Raw genomic sequence first — 17,525 nt, forward strand, 5'->3', positions numbered from 1 at the left:
ATCACCGGTTATACATTGGAATTGAAACCAAGAATACCTGAACAACCAAAGAAGAAGAATCCATTGAAAACAGAAATTCTAACTCGATAATTGACAGAATAGTGACAACCATTTTCAGGCATAGTCAGAGTATCAAGTATCTAGTATCTAGAGTCAAGAACCTAGAAACTAGATACTAGAGTCAAGAACCTAGAGCTATCTTAATTCCTAAATGACCTTTCGACTTCGTAGCTCCTGTTGCCCAGGTGCAGACGGCAAATAACACTTAAGGCAACGGTAGTTGGATATTCGCAATCCGAAAAACCTGCCTAAAAACAACAGCCAAGGATAAAAACCCAATCCTAAGTCCCAGAAGTCAGGTTTCAGACTTAATCCTGATTTGATCTAGGGGCGTAGCCCTAACCTCTTCGTAGAAAATCTGTCGTTCGGAAAAAAAAGGGGCGTAGCCCTGATATCCGCTATTGGGCCTCAGCTACAAGTAAAGATGACAGAGCTACGCTCCTGCCTTGAGATTCCTTGAACTCCGGTGCTACGAAGACCGAAGGGCTACGCCCCTAAATCCCAGGAAAGTGTTATGTGAATTGCTAACTGACCTTTCGACTTCGTAGCTCCCCTTGACCAGGTGCAGACGACAAATAACTTTTAACGCAACACTGGAAATCAGAGTCAAGAACCTAGAAACAAGAGCCTCGAGTCAAGGATGGGGGATTGGAGAAGGCGTTTGAGGGGTTTTTCCTGAGCTGCTTCCCTGGGTCTGTCGGGACATATCGCGGAGAAGTCCTACCTTCGGCGATCGTCTATTATCGCCTTTCTTCGACTATGACCGCAATTACCAAAAAAGTAGCCTGGTGGGTTTTTGCCTTGCTAGCCATCGGGGTGGGCTGCTATCCGGCACTGTATTTTTTTGCCCCAGGGGATTTTGGGGTGCTCCAATCCAAGCCGGCGCACCTTCTGGCCGATCCGGTATGGTATGCCGCCTTTTACACGCACATTCTTCTGGGAGGAGTCGCTCTCCTGATCGGTTGGATCCAGTTTGACAGAGACCTCCAAAAGCGACGCCCAAAGCTGCACAAGCGGATTGGGATGGGCTATGTGACGGCCGTTTTCTTCAGCAGCTTGGCGGGGATTTACATCGGATTCTTTGCCACGGGAGGCTTGGTGAGTGCGTCGGGATTCGTCAGTCTAGGTGTTGTCTGGCTTGGGACCACGATGGTGGGTTGGTACACTGCCAAAAAGCACCGATATGACGTACACGAGGACTGGATGACCTTTAGCTATGCGGCGACCTTTGCGGCGGTGACGCTGCGGATATGGCTACCGATTTTGATCGTCTTACACCAGGGACAGTTTTTGCCAGCCTATCTCATCGTCGCCTGGCTGTGCTGGGTTCCAAATATGCTGGTCGCTTTTTGGCTGGTGAGGCGACGGAGGAAAGCGCTATTGCAAGTCACCCTAAGACGTTAAAAAAAAGAGCCCTGTTCCGAAAAACAGGGCTCGTGTGGGAGTTGGTTAGCTTTTAGAAGAAAAGTGTCTTTACCCTTCCTTTGGCGTCGGTGACTTTCATGTGCACTTCATCGGCGGAGATTCCGTCAAAAGAGAAGTTTTTCACAAATCCCTCTGGCTGGTCGATCTGCTCCTCGTGGATCAAATTTCCGGTTTTGGAAGCGTAGATCTTCACGTCCACACCAGGCTCCAGCAGACCGATGACCGCCAGTCGGACGGTATGCTCGTCCAGGCTTTTGCCATAGGCCATCAGGGGCAAGTCCGCAGCTGGGATGGGCTGGTTCTTGGTTTCCACGGTGTAGGTCACGGCTTCGTCATTGGTGACGATCTTCACCTGGTATTCACCCGCAGGCAGGTTTTCCAAGTCGTAGGGGACGAGCAGGTTTTCGTTGCGCACGTTGACTTTTCTGCTGCTCAGGTACTTGCCGTCCGTGGTGAGGATGGAGATTTTGGCGTTGCCAACGCCCTCTTTTAGCGTGATGTTTACCTTCTTATAGTTGGTGTTTACTGCGGAAAGTTCTCTGAGATCCTCGCTTGCGTTTGCGGTGAATGCGCCAAAAGACAATGCGCTTGCTAGTGCTACTGTGAATAGGGACTTCATAATGATTTGTTGGTTTAGAGTTATGCATCAGTCTTTGCGAAGCTCGTACCAATCCAATGGCAGGGTAGGAAATGGGAGGCTGGAAAAAGATGGATCTGTTAATTTTTTGAAGATTTCCCGGAATTAAATTCGGAATGGGTCTTCGTTTTTTAACCGGATCTGAACAATAATCTGTCAATATCGCGTCCGCTTGTTCCGCCAGCGGGCAGTTTTGGGCTGATTTGCTCCAAACCGAGGTTACATCGGTTTGGGTATGTTAAGAAGATTTAATTTCGAAAAATGCCGAAAAACAATTGGCTCACCGACAAGCGCTGTGCGAAAGTGTGCGTGGCCGTACACTTTTTGTCCGAAATAAGGCGAAGGTCAGTTCTTGTTCCAGTAGATCTTGACGTTTTTGCTGGCGCGACCGGAGGCGATGAGTTCCGGCTTGCCGTCATCGTCGAGGTCCGCGGCTTGGAGATCTTCGCAGGCCATCCCGTTTTGGTCGATCCAATATTCCTCAAACTCGGAAAATGAGCCGTTTTTGGGGACAAAGAGTTTGACGCCTAATTCACCGGCGTCATTGGGCAGGCGCCAGCCCACGGCAATCTGGTCAAAGCCCAAACCCAAAAAGTCCGCGACCGCGAGGGCATGTCCATCCTTGAGCTGGCTGTGGAGGACTTTTCGCTCTGGACCTCGGGCTTGGAGTTTTTCATCCAGCCCTTCGTACACCGCCAGTGTGGTACCATGCATGGGTTCGATGGTGGCTAGAAAGCCCGTTTCTCCACTGCTTTTCCCAAGACGGAGCTCGCCTACGCCCATATTTTCCGGAAGGAAGACTTGGGCTTGTTTCCAAGTCCCGTCTGCGTTTGCCATGCTCTTTACGCCTTCTTTTCCACCCAAAAGAACAAACTCTGACCTGTCATTTCCCACCACATCCAAGTTGTGGGTGAGGTGCATGGACTCATCGATGACCGTGTGTGTCCAGTCGTCGGCGGGTTTTTTGGGGTATTCGTAGGCGATGACTTTCACACCAGCACCTTCTCCATTGGCATTGCCGCGTCCGTGGAGGGGAACGACGATGAGGTAGGACTTGCCTCCGTTTTTAATCCATCGCATGCGGTGCGTGGTTGGCTCGTGGTGGAGGGGCTTGGCCTCCCAGTTTGGATGATGGTCATCGGGAGGAATCAAAAAGAAAACGGCCCCCGACTTGGCAGTGTCGCTGGTCTCTCCGGGATTCCACTGCGCGCCCACGGCGATTTCCACCTTTCCGTCTCCATCCAGGTCCCTTGCCGCGATGCAGACGTTGTCGGATTCGGTGAGGTTTTCGATGATGAGCTGCTTTTTCCAGTCCCCGTTTCGGTACCAGACGATCTGTTTTTTGTCCGCCAAAAGGATGTCGCCCTTCCCATCTCCATCCACGTCACCTACGGCCAGTCCGTATCCTATAGAAATGTCCGAGTCGATTTCTTGGGCTTCAAATGTCGGGTCTGGGGCAAATGCCCACATCAAAAAGAAAGGGAAAGACAGAAAAGTCAGCATGGCGGTCGGGATTGGGTTATGCTTCAATATAGCCTATTTTCACCCGAAAGTGAAGGCTGCCGCATTCAAGGTAGGCAGGAGGGCAAGTATCGACGCTTCGTCTTTTTTTTGCCGATCCGGCCCGCAGTTTTTTGCCCTCTGTTTGGCTTGATTGTGCGTAGCCGAACAAAATTGTTCGCCAACAACAGCCCCAAGACCATCGAAACGCCTCCGATATCCTTGAAAAGGGCCTTTTTCATGGCATGCAAGTAGAGAGGAAAGTACACGTAAGAAATTTGAAGTACGCGCCCTAAACCCCAAACCTCCAGACTTCCTTACTTCCAAGCTTCCCTACCTCCCTACCTCCATGCTAAAGAACTACCTGAAAATCGCCTTCCGAAACCTCGCCAAGAGCAAGCTTCACACCGGGATCAACCTGATCGGTTTGACGCTTGGGCTGGGGGTCAGCATCCTGATCTTCTTTTTTGTCCAGTTCGAGACCAGCTTTGACAATTTCCACGAGGAGAGCGGGCAGATATTCCGCGTGGTCCGCCACGAAAAAGGGGAAGACGGAATGATTACCGGCTTTTCTACCCCCATCATCACAGCGCCGACTTTCGCGGCCGAGTTTCCCCAGGTGACGCACACCACGAGAATGATCGGGAGCTCTGCGCAGGCCTATCTGGACGAGAACACTACCCAGACGCAGCAGTTTTTGACGGTAAGTCCCGACTTTTTGGAGATTTTCAGCTTCAGGCTGCTTCAGGGGGAAAAAGAGCAGGTGCTTCAGGACAAGTTTGGTGTGGTGATCACGGAGGAGACGGCGAAGAAGTATTTTGGAGATGCCGACCCGATGGGAAAATCCATCCGGATGCAGATGGGCGACAACTACGAAGAGTATCAGGTGTCGGGCTTGTTGGAGGACCTGCCAGCCAATTCCAGTATCCAATTTGAGATGTTGGTAAACGATCAAAACCTGGACTTCACCGTGGCCAAGCAAAATCAGGATTCCTGGTTTAATGTATATGGCGACACTTATGTAAAGCTGAACGACGCCCAGGCCAGGGCCGGGATCGAGGCCGGAAGCGATGCCATGATGAAAAAGGTCCTCGGTGAGCAATATCGTGAGGGCGAGTATCTGTTTACCCTGCAGCCCATCGCCGAGATGCACCTCACGGAGAATCCCGACTCGGGCATGGTGGAGTCCACACGTCCCTCGCTGCTCTGGATTTTGGCGGGGATCGCATTTCTGATCCTGCTGATCGCCTGCATCAATTTTACGACCATGGCCATCGGCAGATCGACCACCCGTGCCAAAGAAGTGGGCGTGCGCAAGACCATGGGTGCGGACTTTGGACAGCTGGTTTTCCAGTTTTTGACCGAGGCGCTGCTGATCACGATTGCGGCGCTACTGCTGGGCCTGCTGCTGGCCGAGGTGCTGCTGCCGACCTTTAATGAACTCTTTGACAAAAAGCTCGCGCTGGTGTACGGCCCCACGCAGATCCTGATCCTGTTTGGCTTGGTGCTTGGGATCACCGCGATGGCGGGTGCCTATCCCGCGTTTTTCCTGTCGAGTCTGAGGCCCATTAAGGTGCTGAAGGGCAACCTTTCGATACGATTTGGGAAACAGGGCCTCCGAAAAGGGCTGGTGGCTTTCCAGTTTTTCATCTCTTTTCTTCTGATCGCGTCCACGCTGATCATGGTTCATCAAATGGAGACGATCCGAGATTACGACTTGGGCTTTGACCAGGAAATGATCGTGCTGGTGAACGTGCCGGATGTGCCGGGTACCAGCTTTGTGAAGTCCATCAACGCGGGTTTTGCGCAAGCGGAAAAATACAGACAAGCGCTGGTGGGCCGATCTGAAGTCCAATCTGCGGGCATCACCATTGCCACCTATGGGGACAATTCCTTCTGGGATGGAGGCTTTCCGACGGAGGAAGGCAAGCAGTTTAATTTCCGGCTCAATTTCGTAGGCGGCGACTATGTGAAGACCCTCGGGCTGGAAATGGCCAAAGGCCGGGACCTCAATCCCCAGCCCGGATCGGACAGCAGTGCGATACTGGTGAACGAGACCTTTGCCAAAGCCATGGGATGGGACGATCCCACTGGCGAACTCTTACCCAGCACCAAAATCAAATCCCACGAGATCGTGGGCGTGGTGAAGGACTTCAACCACAACTCGCTTTACAAGGAGATCGAGCCCGTCATCTTGGCCAAGAGCCCAGAGGTCATTTTCAGCGGGATCAACATGCTCATGATCCACGATGCCACCAACCCCAAAGTCATGGTGAAAGGCTACGGTTCGGACTTTGACTCCTTTCGCAGCCTGCTGGAGTCGGAGTGGGGGCGGGTGTTTCCGTCGGAGACGTTCAGCTTCAGCTTTCTCGACGAGACGGTGCAAAAGCAATATGTCGCCGACGAGCGTCTGGGCAAAATGGTACTAATCGCGGCCTGTATCGCGATTTTGATTGCGGCGATGGGTTTGTTTGCGATGGCTGCCTTGAGCATCGCCGGACGTACCAAGGAGATCGGGATCAGAAAAGTCTTGGGCGCCTCCAGCTGGAGTATTTCCTGGATGTTCAACCGGGAGTTTTTGGTGATCACCCTGGTGGGCGTAGCTGTGGGCCTGCCGCTGAGCCTGTACTTCATGCAAGGCTGGCTGGAGCAGTTTGCCGTCAGGGACTGGCCTTCTTGGGTCAATTTCCTGATCTTAGCCGTAGGCGGGATAGTATTTACCATCGCGGTGATCTCCGCCCAGTCCTATCGCGCTACCCAGATGAACCCAGTCAAAACGCTGAAAGACGAGTGATTTGCTTGGTGGCAAGTATCAAGTATCTAGTATCAAGAGCAAGAAGTTAGAATTTAGACACAGGACCGGGGACGAAAGCAAGAGACTAGGATTTGTGAAGTACATCCCGATGACGGGACACGAAGTGAAGGGGGCGGTCGGGTTCATGTAGAGATTTGACGCTTGAGGTGCCGCACCTTAACACTTTACAACATTACAACCTTACCACCATCGCCTCCAATCTTACAATTTTGAAATTTTTCAACCCCATGCTGAAAAACTACTTTAAAATCGCCTGGAGAAACCTGCTGAGAAACAAGCTGAGGACGGCCATCCATATCCTCGGGCTCTCGATAGGCATCGCCATCTGCTTCGTTATTTTCAATGTGGTGACACATTCCTATAGCTTTGACCGCTTTCACGAAGACGGGGACAGGATCTATCGAATCAATACCCTGACCGACTGGGGCGATGGCGGGTCTTTTCCCAACTCCGGCGTGCCTGGCCCCCTGGGGGAAGTGATAGGCGATGAGGTGCCTGGAGTGGAGCAGACCGGCCGGCTCTATACGATGTACAACGCCATGGTGGCTTTGCCTGGAGGGCAAAAAGCCTTCGGGCGGTCGGACAAGTTGACCTTTGCCAACCCTGGATTCTTCGGGATTTTCCCCAGGAAATGGCTGGCCGGAAATCCCCAGAGCGCTCTGAAAGAGCCAGAATCTGTCGTCATCTCCGAGCGGAGTATGCACAAGTACTTTCCCGGATCGGACGCATCGGATGTCCTTGGCCAGGAGCTGTTGTACATCGATTCCGACACCATCGCCGCGAAAGTCACCGGAGTGATCACAGACTATGAGGAGAACACCGATTTCATTTTCCAGGATTTCGTGTCCTTTAGCACGATACGCACCGAGGAGCAGATCAGCTGGTATGGACTGCACGAGTGGAACTCGGTCAACTCCAGCAGCCAGCTCTTTGTAAAGCTGGCTCCGGAAGTGAGCGCTGCCTCTGTGGACGAGGCGCTTAAATCCGTGGTGGCCAAGCACATGAAGCCGGAGGAAGGGGAAGAGGAATATGCCACCACGTTCTTTACCGAACCCTTGGCTGAGATCCACTTCGGCCAGACCTATGCAGATACCGGTACCTCCAAGGTTTTCCTCAAGGGCTTGGTGTACATAGGTTTGATTATCCTCGTATTGGCGAGCCTGAATTTTGTCAACTTGGAGACGGCACAGGCCATAGGGCGAGCCAAGGAAGTCGGGATACGCAAGACGATAGGGGGCACGCGCTTGCAGCTGGTGAGCCAATTTCTGTCCGAGACGTTTTTGATTTTGGTGTTCAGCACGGTACTGGCTTTGGTGCTGGCCGTGGGAGTGAGACTGGCCTTCCGGGACTATTTGCCCGAGGGCTTCCTCATCGATTACAGCTCGCCGTCCAACCTGCTGTTTTATCTTGCCTTTCCCAGCCTGATCACCGCGGTCACTGGGATCTATCCGGCGATGGTGCTCTCCAAGTACGATCCCCAGCGGGCGCTCAAGGGCGAGCTGCACCGCGCTGGCAAGTTTTCTTTGGGGGTGTTCCTGCGGAAAAACCTGACGGTAGTCCAGCTGTCTTCTTCCATAGCTTTCGTCATTTTGGTGTTGGTGCTTAACCACCAGCTGAAGTTCGTTACAAGCCAGCCTTTGGGTTTTGACAAAGAGGCGGTGATGTACACGAGGCTGCCTTTCATGTCCGATCCGGACAAGATGCTACAGCTCCAGCAGCGCATCAGCCAGGAGTCCTCGGTGATGGGAGCTTCCCTGAGTGGCAGCTTGGTATCGTCCATGGGGCTCTGGACATCCGATGCCCATGTGCCCGTGGATACCACAGAAAAACAGATCTACGTCCAAGTGATGAACGTGGACTCGAGCTTTGTGAGCGTCAATGGGATTCCGATTTTGGCGGGAAATGCCAGCATAGACAAGGCAGACGAGATCGTGGTCAACGAGAACTTCCTCAAGGAGGCGGGTTTTACGGACAAGGAAAAGGCAGTCGGCAGCCAGGTGCGTTTTTCCCAAGAGCAGAAGACCATCATCGGCGTGATTGGTAACTTCCACTCCCGTACAATGCGGGAAGAGATCAAGCCGCTTCTCCTGACTTACAATCCGGAGTACTTCCAGACCATCAGCGTCAAGCTGAATGCCGGACAGAATCTGGCGGCAGCCAAAGAAAGCCTGGAGCAGCTTTACCGTGGTATTTATCCTTACGAGGAAGCGGGCTTTTCCTTTCTTGACGAGGAGATCGAGCGCTTCTATCAGGAGGACGAAAAGATCAAAAACGTCCTGGGCTTTGCCTGTGGGCTGGCCATCCTGATCAGTTGCATGGGGGTCTTTGGACTGTCGAGCTACACCATTGCCCAGCGTACCAAGGAGATCGGGATCCGCAAGGTGCTGGGGGCTAGTCTCCAGCAGATTCTACTTCTTACGACCAAAGAGTACATGGTCTTGGTAGGCATTTCCTTCCTGCTGGCGGCCTATCCGAGCTACTATCTGGTGGCGGAGTGGCTCAAGGATTTCCAGACCCGCATAGCCATGCCCTACCTGACCTTTGTGGGAGCAGGGCTTGGCATACTGGCCATTTGCATGCTGATCGTGGGGCTGCACTCCTATATTGCCGCGCAGACCAACCCCGCCAAGGTGCTGAAGGACGAGTAGAGTAGCGGTAGCTTAGGAGTATAAAGCAGCGTACAGAGCGCCAATCAACCTGGAGCGGATAAAGTGTGCGGTTTGGGCATTTAGACTATCATGCCAGATACCGCCGACTTCTCTTCCGGATGAATGGCGTTTGGGCAAACCTTTTTTGGGATTAAGTTTTTGAAAAAAATAATATAACGCTTCCTGGGGTAAGTGAAATTTTTTACGAAGCATGCTCTGGAAATTTCCGTTGAAAGCTTAATTTGTCGGCTCAATTGACGGAATTCTCTTTTTAATTTAGCTAACCCCATGCTGAAATCCCTTTTTTCCACTGCCGCTTTGGGCCTTGTCCTTTCGGTAGCCCCCTGCTTCGGACAGAGTGATGAGTCCGGATTTGTGTCCCTTTTTGACGGCAAGACCCTCGATGGCTGGGTAGGCAACAAAAATGCCTATCAGGCCAAGGACGGCATGATCGTGATCGACCCCAAGGGTTCTGGCGGGGGAAATCTTCTCACTGAAAAGGAATATGGGGACTTCGTGTTGAGGTTTGAATTTCAGCTCACTCCCGGTGCCAACAACGGACTGGGCATCCATGCCCCGCTGGAGGGCGATGCCGCCTATGTGGGCAAGGAGCTCCAAATCCTGGACAACGAAGCGGACAAATACAAAGACCTGCACGAATACCAGTACCATGGCTCCGTGTACGGGGTAATCCCGGCAAAGCGGGGTTTTCTCAAGCCGGTGGGCGAGTGGAACGTAGAGGAAGTGATTGTACAGCATCCCAAAATCAAGGTAGTACTCAACGGGGAGACTATCCTGGAGGGGGATTATCTGGAAGCCAGCAAAAACGGAACGCTGGACGGCAAAGCCCATCCCGGATTGCAGCGGAGCAGCGGACATCTCGGCTTTTTGGGCCACGGGGATGTGGTGATGTTCAGGAATATCCGGATCAAGGAACTGTAGGTGGAGGAGTGGCAGCGGACAGTAAGCAGTGGGCAGTCGCCGGTGGGCAGTAAGCAGTAAACAGTAAGCAGTTCCAATACTCAATAACCAATAACTCAATAACCAGTAACTAGTAACCAATTAATAACTCATTGATATGAACAATAAGATCCAATTTATCGATCGGAGAGATTTCATCAAAAAGACCGGTTTGGGAGTTTTGGGCCTTTCTTTGGCCCCCACACTTTTGGCCAAAGCCCAGGCAAACGGCCGATTGAGAACTGCCCACATCGGACTTGGCGCGATGGGGATGGCCGACTTGGACGCCATCGCTTCGCACAATGCCGTGGATGTCGTGGCGCTCTGCGACGTGGACTCCAAGATGCTGGAAAAGGCAAAGGCGCTTTTCCCCAATGCAAAAACCTATGCGGACTACCGCGAAATGCTGAAAGACATGGAGGATGGCATCGACGCGGTGGTCGTGTCGACCCCTGACCATACCCATGCACCGGCTTCCCTGATGGCGATGAAGATGGACAAGCCCGTCTATTGCCAGAAGCCCCTGACCCACCACGTGTCCGAGGCTCGTGAGATGAAAAAGGTGGCTGAGAAAAAGGGCCTCATTACCCAGATGGGAATCCAGGTACACTCTTTCTACGACTACAAGCTTGCCACGCTGCTGATCCAGGATGGCATCATCGGCAAGGTGCATACCGTCCGCGCTTGGTCTCCCAAAAACTGGGGAACAGACAAGCCTACTCCTACCGGCAGCGATCCAGTTCCAGCAAATTTGGACTGGAACCTGTGGCTGGGTACCGCGCCAGAGCGACCTTTCAAAGAGGGTGAATACCACCCGGGCAACTGGAGAAAAGTGATGGACTTCGGCTGCGGTACCTTGGGGGATATGGGCGTCCACATCTTTGATACCCCGTACAACGCCCTCCAGCTGGATGTGCCTAGAACCATCCTCAACGAGACCCGCCAGCCTACCGGCTACGGATTCCCAGAGCACAATGTGGTGACCTATGAGTTTCCTTCCACTCCCTACACCGCCGAGAGCTTGAAGTGGGTATGGTATGACGGCCCAGGCGCGCCTTCTGACCACCCGGATCTGAAACTCCCTAACGGCGAGAAACTGCCTGACCAAGGAGCTATGTTTATGGGTGAAAAAGGAAGATTGCTGCTTCCTCACTTCCAGCAGCTTCCAAGATTGATCGTGGACGGCAAATACCAGGAAATGGACATCGAGAAGTTTAACCTCGGCAAGCCGGTGAAGGACTACGATGCTGAAAGCAAGAAGCACTACCACCAGTTTGTGGATGCCTGCCTTGGCCGGGGCGAGTGTACCGCGCCATTCTCCTATGCGGCTCGACTCACCGAGACTATCCTGCTGGGCGTGATCGCCGGACGCTTTCCCAACCAGACCCTGCACTGGGATAGCAAAAAAGCGAAGTTTGCCGAGAAGGAAGCCAACCAGTACCTGACTGGGAAGTATCGCAAATTTTAGTATCAAGTATCAAGTAGATTCAGTATAGGATGTGAAATTTTCCTTGCGAAAAACTGCCTACTGAGACTGCCAACTGGCTTCTGGTTCGTCCGCTGGCGAACAAAAATGTTCGAGAAAATAAGCGGGATAAAAGCTAAAAAATGCCTCTGGAGACAATTCAGGGGCTTTTTTTATGGCATAATAGTAGGAAGTAGGGAGGGCGAGGAAGGAAGTTGGGAAGTAGGAGGCTGGGATGGTTTTGCACGTCGAAGTCTCCACTCTGCGGTCGGAAAAGTCTTTGCCACTTTTCAACTTTCTAACCCTTCAACTTTTATAGGCATGTGGAAAAATTACATTAAAATCTCTTTTAGAAACCTGAAGAAGCGCAAGCTCTACACGGGAATCAACTTGCTCGGGCTGACGATTGCCATCGTGAGTTTTTTGGCGATTTGCCTCTATATCCAGCACGAATGGAGCTATGACAGGATGTATGCCGACTATGATCGGATCTACAAGTTCAATCAGGAGTTTGTCTCACAGGGGGAGAGCCAGCTGGTCAGCTCGACGCCGTCGAGCCTGATCCCTACCCTGATTGAGGAGGTTCCGGAGGTGGAGACGGGGACGTTGGTTTTTGATATGAGTATTTTCTCGTCGGTACTGATAGACGCAGGCGAGGGAAATCAGGAGGAAAACTCCTTTGCTTTTGCCGATGAAAACTTTTTTGAGGTCTTTGACTTTGAGTTGCTGTCGGGCAAGGCTGCCCAGGTTTTGGCGGAGCCCAACCAAATCGTATTGACGAAAAGTACCGCCGAGCGCTACTTCGGAGATGCCGCGACGGCGCTGGGGAAAGCGCTGAAAGTAGATGGAACGGACTATTCCGTGTCTGGTGTGATGGAGGATTTTCCCAGCAATAGCCACCTAGAGTTTGATTTTTTGGCGTCTTTCAAGTCGCACCGCCATGGGAAAAATCCAGAATGGTCCCCGAGCAACTACTATACCTATGTGAAGCTCAAGCCGGGCACGGACGTGGGCGCTTTTGCCGCAAAGGTGGAGGAAGTCAAGGAAAAGTACCTTGGGAAAGAGCTTGCAGAGTACGGCTACAGCACGGCTTTCCATCTGCAGCCGGTCACTGAGATCCACCTGGGTGACCAATCCCTCGGCAGCATCAAGCCAGGCACGGACATCCGCTACCTGTATATTTTTGGCATAGTGGCGCTGCTGCTGATCGCCATCGGGATTATCAACTATGTGAATCTGGCGACGGCGGAAGCAACCGAGCGAAACAAGGAAGTGGGACTTCGCAAGGCGATGGGAGCGGGGAGAGGCCAACTGTTTGGACAGTTTGTCTCCGAGTCGATGCTGCTCACCTTCGGAGCGACCGTGCTGAGCCTGTTGTGTCTTTATCTGATCCTGCCTAAGTTTTCTGCGATTGGCGGGGTGCCGCTGAGCACCGATTCCCTGATGAATCCAGTCGGTATCGGTTTCATGCTCGGCTTTATTCTGGTGGTGGGTTTGCTTGCCGGCATGTATCCATCCCTGATTTTGTCTGGCATGGAGCCAATCCATGCCTTGGCAAACAAGACCAAAATGGGCGGCGGAGCCTGGGTGAGAAAGTCGTTGGTTGTCTTTCAGTTTTTCGTTTCCATGGGGCTGTTGATCGCGACTTTTATCGTGAAAAACCAACTGGATCACATGCAAAACGTGAGCCTGGGATACGATCGGGACCAAGTGGTAGCCTTGACCTATCACTACAGCATGAAAAATGTCGCAGAGACGATGAAGTCCGAAATGCTGAGAAGCGGGGCGGCGACTTCCGTCGCTTTGGCTGGAGATATGCCAGTCCATATCAAGGCGGGTTACAAGATCTTTCCGGGCGGGGACAATCAGCGCGAACTGATGATCACTGGCTATTCCACGGATGAGGATATCGTAAAGACACTGAATCTGAAGGTGCTTGCCGGGTCGGATCTCGATGAAAAGGACGTCTCGAGAGCGGAAGGCGCCAAAACCGAAGTCTTGGTTCCGATCATTCTCAATGAGTCGGCCGTCAAGGAATTGGGCTGGACGCCAGAGGAGGCAATAGGCAAGACGGTCAATTTCGGCTTTTCCAACGCGAGCATCAAGGCGGTGGTCGGAGATTTCTATTTCAACTCCATGCATGAAAAAATCGGGCCTCTGGGAATATTCAAAGACACGGGCAATGCAAACGTGATCCTGGTGAAAATTCCCGCGGGAAATCCGGGTGCGACGCTGGCTTCTTTGCAGGAGGTGTGGGAAAAGTTTGTGCCGGAGCGCCCCTTCAATTACCGGTTTATAGACCAGGAATACGCCCAGCTGTACCGTTCTGAAGAGCGGGTAGGGGCGGTGTTTGGGTTGTTTTCCGGCATCGCGGTTTTCATCGCCTGCATGGGCCTGTTTGGCTTGGTGTCTTATGTGGCGCTTCGCCGGACTCGGGAGATCAGCATTCGCAAGGTGCTTGGAGCTACACAGAGCGACGTCTTGGGCGTGCTTTCCGCGGATTTCCTGAAGCTATTGGCCCTCTCTGCGGTCTTGGCGGTGGCCTTTGGGCTGTGGTTTTCCGATGCTTGGCTGGAGGCTTTTGCCAACAGGGCCCAAGTGGGAGTTTGGCCCTACCTCGCCGCAGTCTCACTGGTTTTGCTTTTGGCAATGGCCACCATCGGCTACCGAAGCTGGAAAGTCTATCGTATCAATCCATCCAAAACATTAAAAAGTGACTGAGTGTCCGATGCGGGAGGTTGGAAGGCAGTTTTGCCCAGCGCTTTCGGTGGGAAGGCTGAGTCTGCCAAAGCCTCCTGACTTCCACTATTATGACCTGAAATTTAGATCTTTCAATTTTCCAATATTTCAATTTTAAATGATCCAACTCAAAGAAATCGATAAGTACATCGAGTCGCGTTTTCAGCGTGTATTCATACTCAAAGGCATCAACCTGACCATTAACGAGGGAGAGTTTATCACGCTGATGGGCCCTTCTGGAGCCGGGAAATCCACGTTGCTCAACATCCTGGGGCTGCTGGACGAAGACTATGCCGGCGAGTACTTTTTCGGAGAAAGAAACATCCGCCACATGCGAGACAAGGAGCGCGCAAACCTCCATAAAAGCGAGTTTGGATACATTTTCCAGGCCTATCACCTGATCGATGAGCTGACGGTGTACGAAAACATCGAGACGCCGCTGCTCTATCGAAATGTCTCCTCTGGCGAGCGCAAAAGCATCATTGCCGATCTGCTGGACCGATTCAATATGGTGGCGAAAAAGGATCTTTTCCCGGCACAGCTTTCCGGAGGTCAGCAGCAGCTCGTTGGGATAGCGAGGGCTATTGCGGGCAAACCGAGGGTGTTGCTGGCGGATGAGCCGACGGGAAACCTTCACTCCGCTCAGGCGAAGGAAATCATGGAGATATTCAAAGAACTGCATGCGGAGGGGACGACCATCATCCAGGCCACCCATGCCCGCGAAAATGCCGACTACGGCACCCGATTGATCAATTTGGTAGACGGAAGAATAGAGACCGATGAAACGATATAATCTAAAAAGCCTGCTGCTGACGGCAGCGCTAGGTACGGCAGCCCTGTCGGAAGTGTGGGCCCAGGATACGCTCAAGCTGAGCTTCCGCGAGGCAGTGGATATCGCGATGGAGAAAAACCTCGAGTTTCAGATCCAACAAAACGCCATGGAGGTGATGAAAAAGGAAAAGCAAGTGGCTATGCTTTCCCATTTGCCTAGTGTGGGGATCAGCTCGGGTTTTAGCCGACAGTCCGGGCAGCAGTTTCAGCAGGTGGAGGGAGAGATCGTGGTGACCAACGTGACCAACGAGATCGTGAGCGGCAACCTGAACGTTAGCATGCCGGTATTCAACTCTGGCAGGCGCATCTTGGATACCCAATCCGCCAAACTAGCTTATATGGCTGGTGGAAAAGGAATAGAGCGGGCTACCCAGCAGATTACCTTTGACGTGGCGCAGCGCTATTTGCAGGTTTTGCTGGATAAGGAGCTGCTGAGAATTGCGCAGCAAAACCTGGATAACCAAAAGGAGATACTGCGACAGATCGAGGGTTTTGTGGATGCCGGTCTTCGGACGGTGTCAGATCTTTATAATCAGCAATCTGAAGTGGCGAGGGTGGAGTCCGTGAAGGTCGATGCGGAGATCGCTTTGGAAAATGACCTTTGGACGCTGACCGAGTACCTGCAACTGGATCCAGGCGTGGTGCCCGACCTGCAGGAAGTGGATCCGGAATCCGGCATGCGGGAGTTTCAGGAGCACGGGGTAGGGGAGCTTTACGAAATCGCCGCCGCCAACCGGGCGGACAAAGCTCAACAAAGTTTACTCAAGGATTCCTACAAAAAAGACATGCAGGCAGTGAAAGCCATGTATTTTCCCAGGATCAACGCTTTCTACAATTACAACACCTTCTTTACTTCTTTGGACAACCGATCGCTGCAGGAGCAGTTTCTAAAGATCTATCCCCAAAACACCTTAGGGCTCAACCTGGCGATTCCGATCTTTACCAACTTTCAAACCCGTCTGGATGTGACGCGAGCGAAGATGGCCTATGAAAACCAGATTTTGCAGGAAAAGGCCATAGACAGAAAAGTATATCAAGATGTGAAGCTTGCCCACCAAAACTACCATGCCGCGCTGAGAAAGGAATTTAACACCAAAGTGCAGGTGCAGGCAGCCGAAGAGGCTTACGGTGCCGTGCAGGAGCGTTTTCGCCTCGGGCTTTCGACCTTCGTTGACATGGCCACCGCCAACCAGCAGCTGGTGAGATCCCAGGCAGACCAAGCGCAAGCGGTTTATACGCTGTTCTTTCAGGATGTGCTGATGAAGTTCGCCTTGGGGACGCTGGAGATCGAGTAGGGAAAACTCTGACTACATGCAGATGTCAAAACAGGAAAAGGCAGCCTCGAACGGCTGCCTTTTTACTTGGTTGATTGTGGTAGTTGGTTTCTTTTTTAGAGCATCGCAAAGAACATGTCCAGATCGGGAATCAGTACGATTCGGGTTCTTCTGTTCAGGGCCATGTTTTCTTTGGAATCATTTTCGACCAAAGGCATGTAGGAAGCGCGACCCGCAGCGATCATTTTTTCAGGAGCTACCTGATACTGGAGTTGCAACTTTCTGACGATGGAAGTGGCTCTTTTTACAGAAAGATCCCAGTTGTCTTCCAGCACTCCGTTGGAGATGGTGCGTGGGTCGGTATGGCCTTCGATCATCACCTGCAGGCTCGGTTCAGAGTTGATCACCTCTGCCAGTTTCTTCAGCAGCGGATCCGCCTTGGAATTGATTCTATAGCTACCCGTGTTGAAAAGCAGCCTGTCGGATACCGAAATCATCACGACGGTTTTGTCGATGTCGATGGTAACGTCCTCTTCTCCACCTTCCGTCTGTTCGGTGATGTTCTTTTTCAGGTTGTATTCTACGGCGAGGTTGACCGAGTCTTCAAGCGTTTGGGCTTCGGCAAGCTTTGCAGGATCTACATGGGCAAGCGTCTCGCGCATCTTGGTCTTGGAGTTTTTCGACATCACGGCAGCGCCTTCTATGCTCAGCATACCGTTGTTGGTCTCGGTCAGCTGGTCATTCATGTCGCGCAGTGAGTTGATGCGGGAGTTGTATTCTGCTACACGGGCTTCGATCGCGGTCATTTTTTCCTCGAGCTCGGCTTTCTCCTGATTGGTCATAGCCAACTCGTTTTGGGTTTTGAAAAGATTGCTTTCCAGTTCGGTGTATTTCTTTTTGGATACACAGGAAACAGTAAGGGTAAGTCCGAAGACGCCTGCGAGAATAAGAGAGTTTTTCATGGTTTTGTTTTCTTGATTTCCCCATCTTATCCAAAATGGCCGCCAGACCCAATCAGAATACCCCGGAAAATCAGCGTACAAGGGACTAAACCTTTGCTGAAATGGGGTTTAAGGGCTTTTTGGCCATCGTTTGGGCAAAAAAAATATCCCCGGGTAGTCGGGGATAGAAGTAGTCCAATGTGGGGAAAGGCTCCCCGATCTGAGGATTT

The 17,525-nt window shown here is 52.2% G+C and carries 11 protein-coding genes; 8 read left to right on the plus strand and 3 right to left on the minus strand.

The genetic code is table 11. The annotated features are described in order from the left end of the window. Window positions 1-819 precede the first annotated feature (819 nt). Window positions 820-1,464 carry a DUF2306 domain-containing protein gene (locus J0A68_RS21070; RefSeq protein WP_206580237.1) on the plus strand — a complete coding sequence of 215 codons (645 nt, stop codon included), beginning with the start codon at window positions 820-822 and terminating at the stop codon, window positions 1,462-1,464. A gap of 52 nt (window positions 1,465-1,516) precedes the next feature. Here J0A68_RS21070 and J0A68_RS21075 read toward each other — a convergent pair whose 3' ends face one another. After that, entirely contained in the window at window positions 1,517-2,104 is a 588-nt protein-coding gene (locus J0A68_RS21075) for a T9SS type A sorting domain-containing protein (protein WP_206580238.1), read from the minus strand. A gap of 363 nt (window positions 2,105-2,467) precedes the next feature. Beyond that, entirely contained in the window at window positions 2,468-3,625 is a 1,158-nt protein-coding gene (locus tag J0A68_RS21080; protein ID WP_206580239.1) for an FG-GAP repeat protein, read from the minus strand. A gap of 346 nt (window positions 3,626-3,971) precedes the next feature. Between J0A68_RS21080 and J0A68_RS21085 the strand changes: the two genes are divergently transcribed. The 7 genes from J0A68_RS21085 to J0A68_RS21115 all read left to right on the plus strand — a co-directional run bounded on the left by J0A68_RS21085 (window position 3,972) and on the right by J0A68_RS21115 (window position 16,375). Then, window positions 3,972-6,416, plus strand: a complete 2,445-nt coding sequence (locus tag J0A68_RS21085) for an ABC transporter permease (protein ID WP_206580240.1) — start codon at window positions 3,972-3,974, stop codon at window positions 6,414-6,416. 248 nt (window positions 6,417-6,664) lie between these two features. Beyond that, window positions 6,665-9,085 (plus strand): ABC transporter permease, encoded by a 2,421-nt coding sequence (locus tag J0A68_RS21090; RefSeq protein ID WP_206580241.1) that lies wholly within the window; start codon window positions 6,665-6,667, stop codon window positions 9,083-9,085. A 288-nt stretch (window positions 9,086-9,373) separates the two neighbouring features. Further along, on the plus strand, window positions 9,374-10,027 hold the full coding sequence (locus J0A68_RS21095; protein ID WP_206580242.1) for a 3-keto-disaccharide hydrolase: 654 nt from the start codon (window positions 9,374-9,376) through the stop codon (window positions 10,025-10,027). A gap of 136 nt (window positions 10,028-10,163) precedes the next feature. Next, window positions 10,164-11,513, plus strand: coding sequence for a Gfo/Idh/MocA family protein (locus J0A68_RS21100; protein WP_206580243.1), 1,350 nt, complete (start codon window positions 10,164-10,166; stop codon window positions 11,511-11,513). A 318-nt stretch (window positions 11,514-11,831) separates the two neighbouring features. Beyond that, window positions 11,832-14,231, plus strand: a complete 2,400-nt coding sequence (locus tag J0A68_RS21105) for an ABC transporter permease (RefSeq protein ID WP_206580244.1) — start codon at window positions 11,832-11,834, stop codon at window positions 14,229-14,231. Window positions 14,232-14,367: 136 nt separating this feature from the next. After that, a complete protein-coding gene (locus tag J0A68_RS21110; protein ID WP_206580245.1) occupies window positions 14,368-15,042 on the plus strand; it encodes an ABC transporter ATP-binding protein in 675 nt (224 codons plus the stop codon). Next, a complete protein-coding gene (locus J0A68_RS21115; RefSeq protein WP_206580246.1) occupies window positions 15,029-16,375 on the plus strand; it encodes a TolC family protein in 1,347 nt (448 codons plus the stop codon). Before J0A68_RS21110 ends, J0A68_RS21115 begins: the two co-directional genes overlap by 14 nt. A gap of 95 nt (window positions 16,376-16,470) precedes the next feature. Here J0A68_RS21115 and J0A68_RS21120 read toward each other — a convergent pair whose 3' ends face one another. Continuing rightward, window positions 16,471-17,316, minus strand: a complete 846-nt coding sequence (locus tag J0A68_RS21120) for an OmpA/MotB family protein (protein WP_206580247.1) — start codon at window positions 17,314-17,316, stop codon at window positions 16,471-16,473. Between the last annotated feature and the right edge of the window lie 209 nt (window positions 17,317-17,525).

Origin of the sequence: Algoriphagus oliviformis (assembly GCF_017254915.1) — a bacterium.
Taxonomy (GTDB): Bacteria; Bacteroidota; Bacteroidia; order Cytophagales; family Cyclobacteriaceae; genus Algoriphagus; species Algoriphagus oliviformis.

Bases quoted from the DNA above. Each gene is read 5' to 3' on its own strand.
- J0A68_RS21070 (WP_206580237.1), top strand. From the start codon at position 820: ATGACCGCAATTACCAAAAAAGTAGCCTGGTGGGTTTTTGCCTTGCTA.
- J0A68_RS21075 (WP_206580238.1), bottom strand. From the start codon at position 2,104: ATGAAGTCCCTATTCACAGTAGCACTAGCAAGCGCATTGTCTTTTGGC.
- J0A68_RS21080 (WP_206580239.1), bottom strand. From the start codon at position 3,625: ATGCTGACTTTTCTGTCTTTCCCTTTCTTTTTGATGTGGGCATTTGCC.
- J0A68_RS21085 (WP_206580240.1), top strand. From the start codon at position 3,972: ATGCTAAAGAACTACCTGAAAATCGCCTTCCGAAACCTCGCCAAGAGC.
- J0A68_RS21090 (WP_206580241.1), top strand. From the start codon at position 6,665: ATGCTGAAAAACTACTTTAAAATCGCCTGGAGAAACCTGCTGAGAAAC.
- J0A68_RS21095 (WP_206580242.1), top strand. From the start codon at position 9,374: ATGCTGAAATCCCTTTTTTCCACTGCCGCTTTGGGCCTTGTCCTTTCG.
- J0A68_RS21100 (WP_206580243.1), top strand. From the start codon at position 10,164: ATGAACAATAAGATCCAATTTATCGATCGGAGAGATTTCATCAAAAAG.
- J0A68_RS21105 (WP_206580244.1), top strand. From the start codon at position 11,832: ATGTGGAAAAATTACATTAAAATCTCTTTTAGAAACCTGAAGAAGCGC.
- J0A68_RS21110 (WP_206580245.1), top strand. From the start codon at position 14,368: ATGATCCAACTCAAAGAAATCGATAAGTACATCGAGTCGCGTTTTCAG.
- J0A68_RS21115 (WP_206580246.1), top strand. From the start codon at position 15,029: ATGAAACGATATAATCTAAAAAGCCTGCTGCTGACGGCAGCGCTAGGT.
- J0A68_RS21120 (WP_206580247.1), bottom strand. From the start codon at position 17,316: ATGAAAAACTCTCTTATTCTCGCAGGCGTCTTCGGACTTACCCTTACT.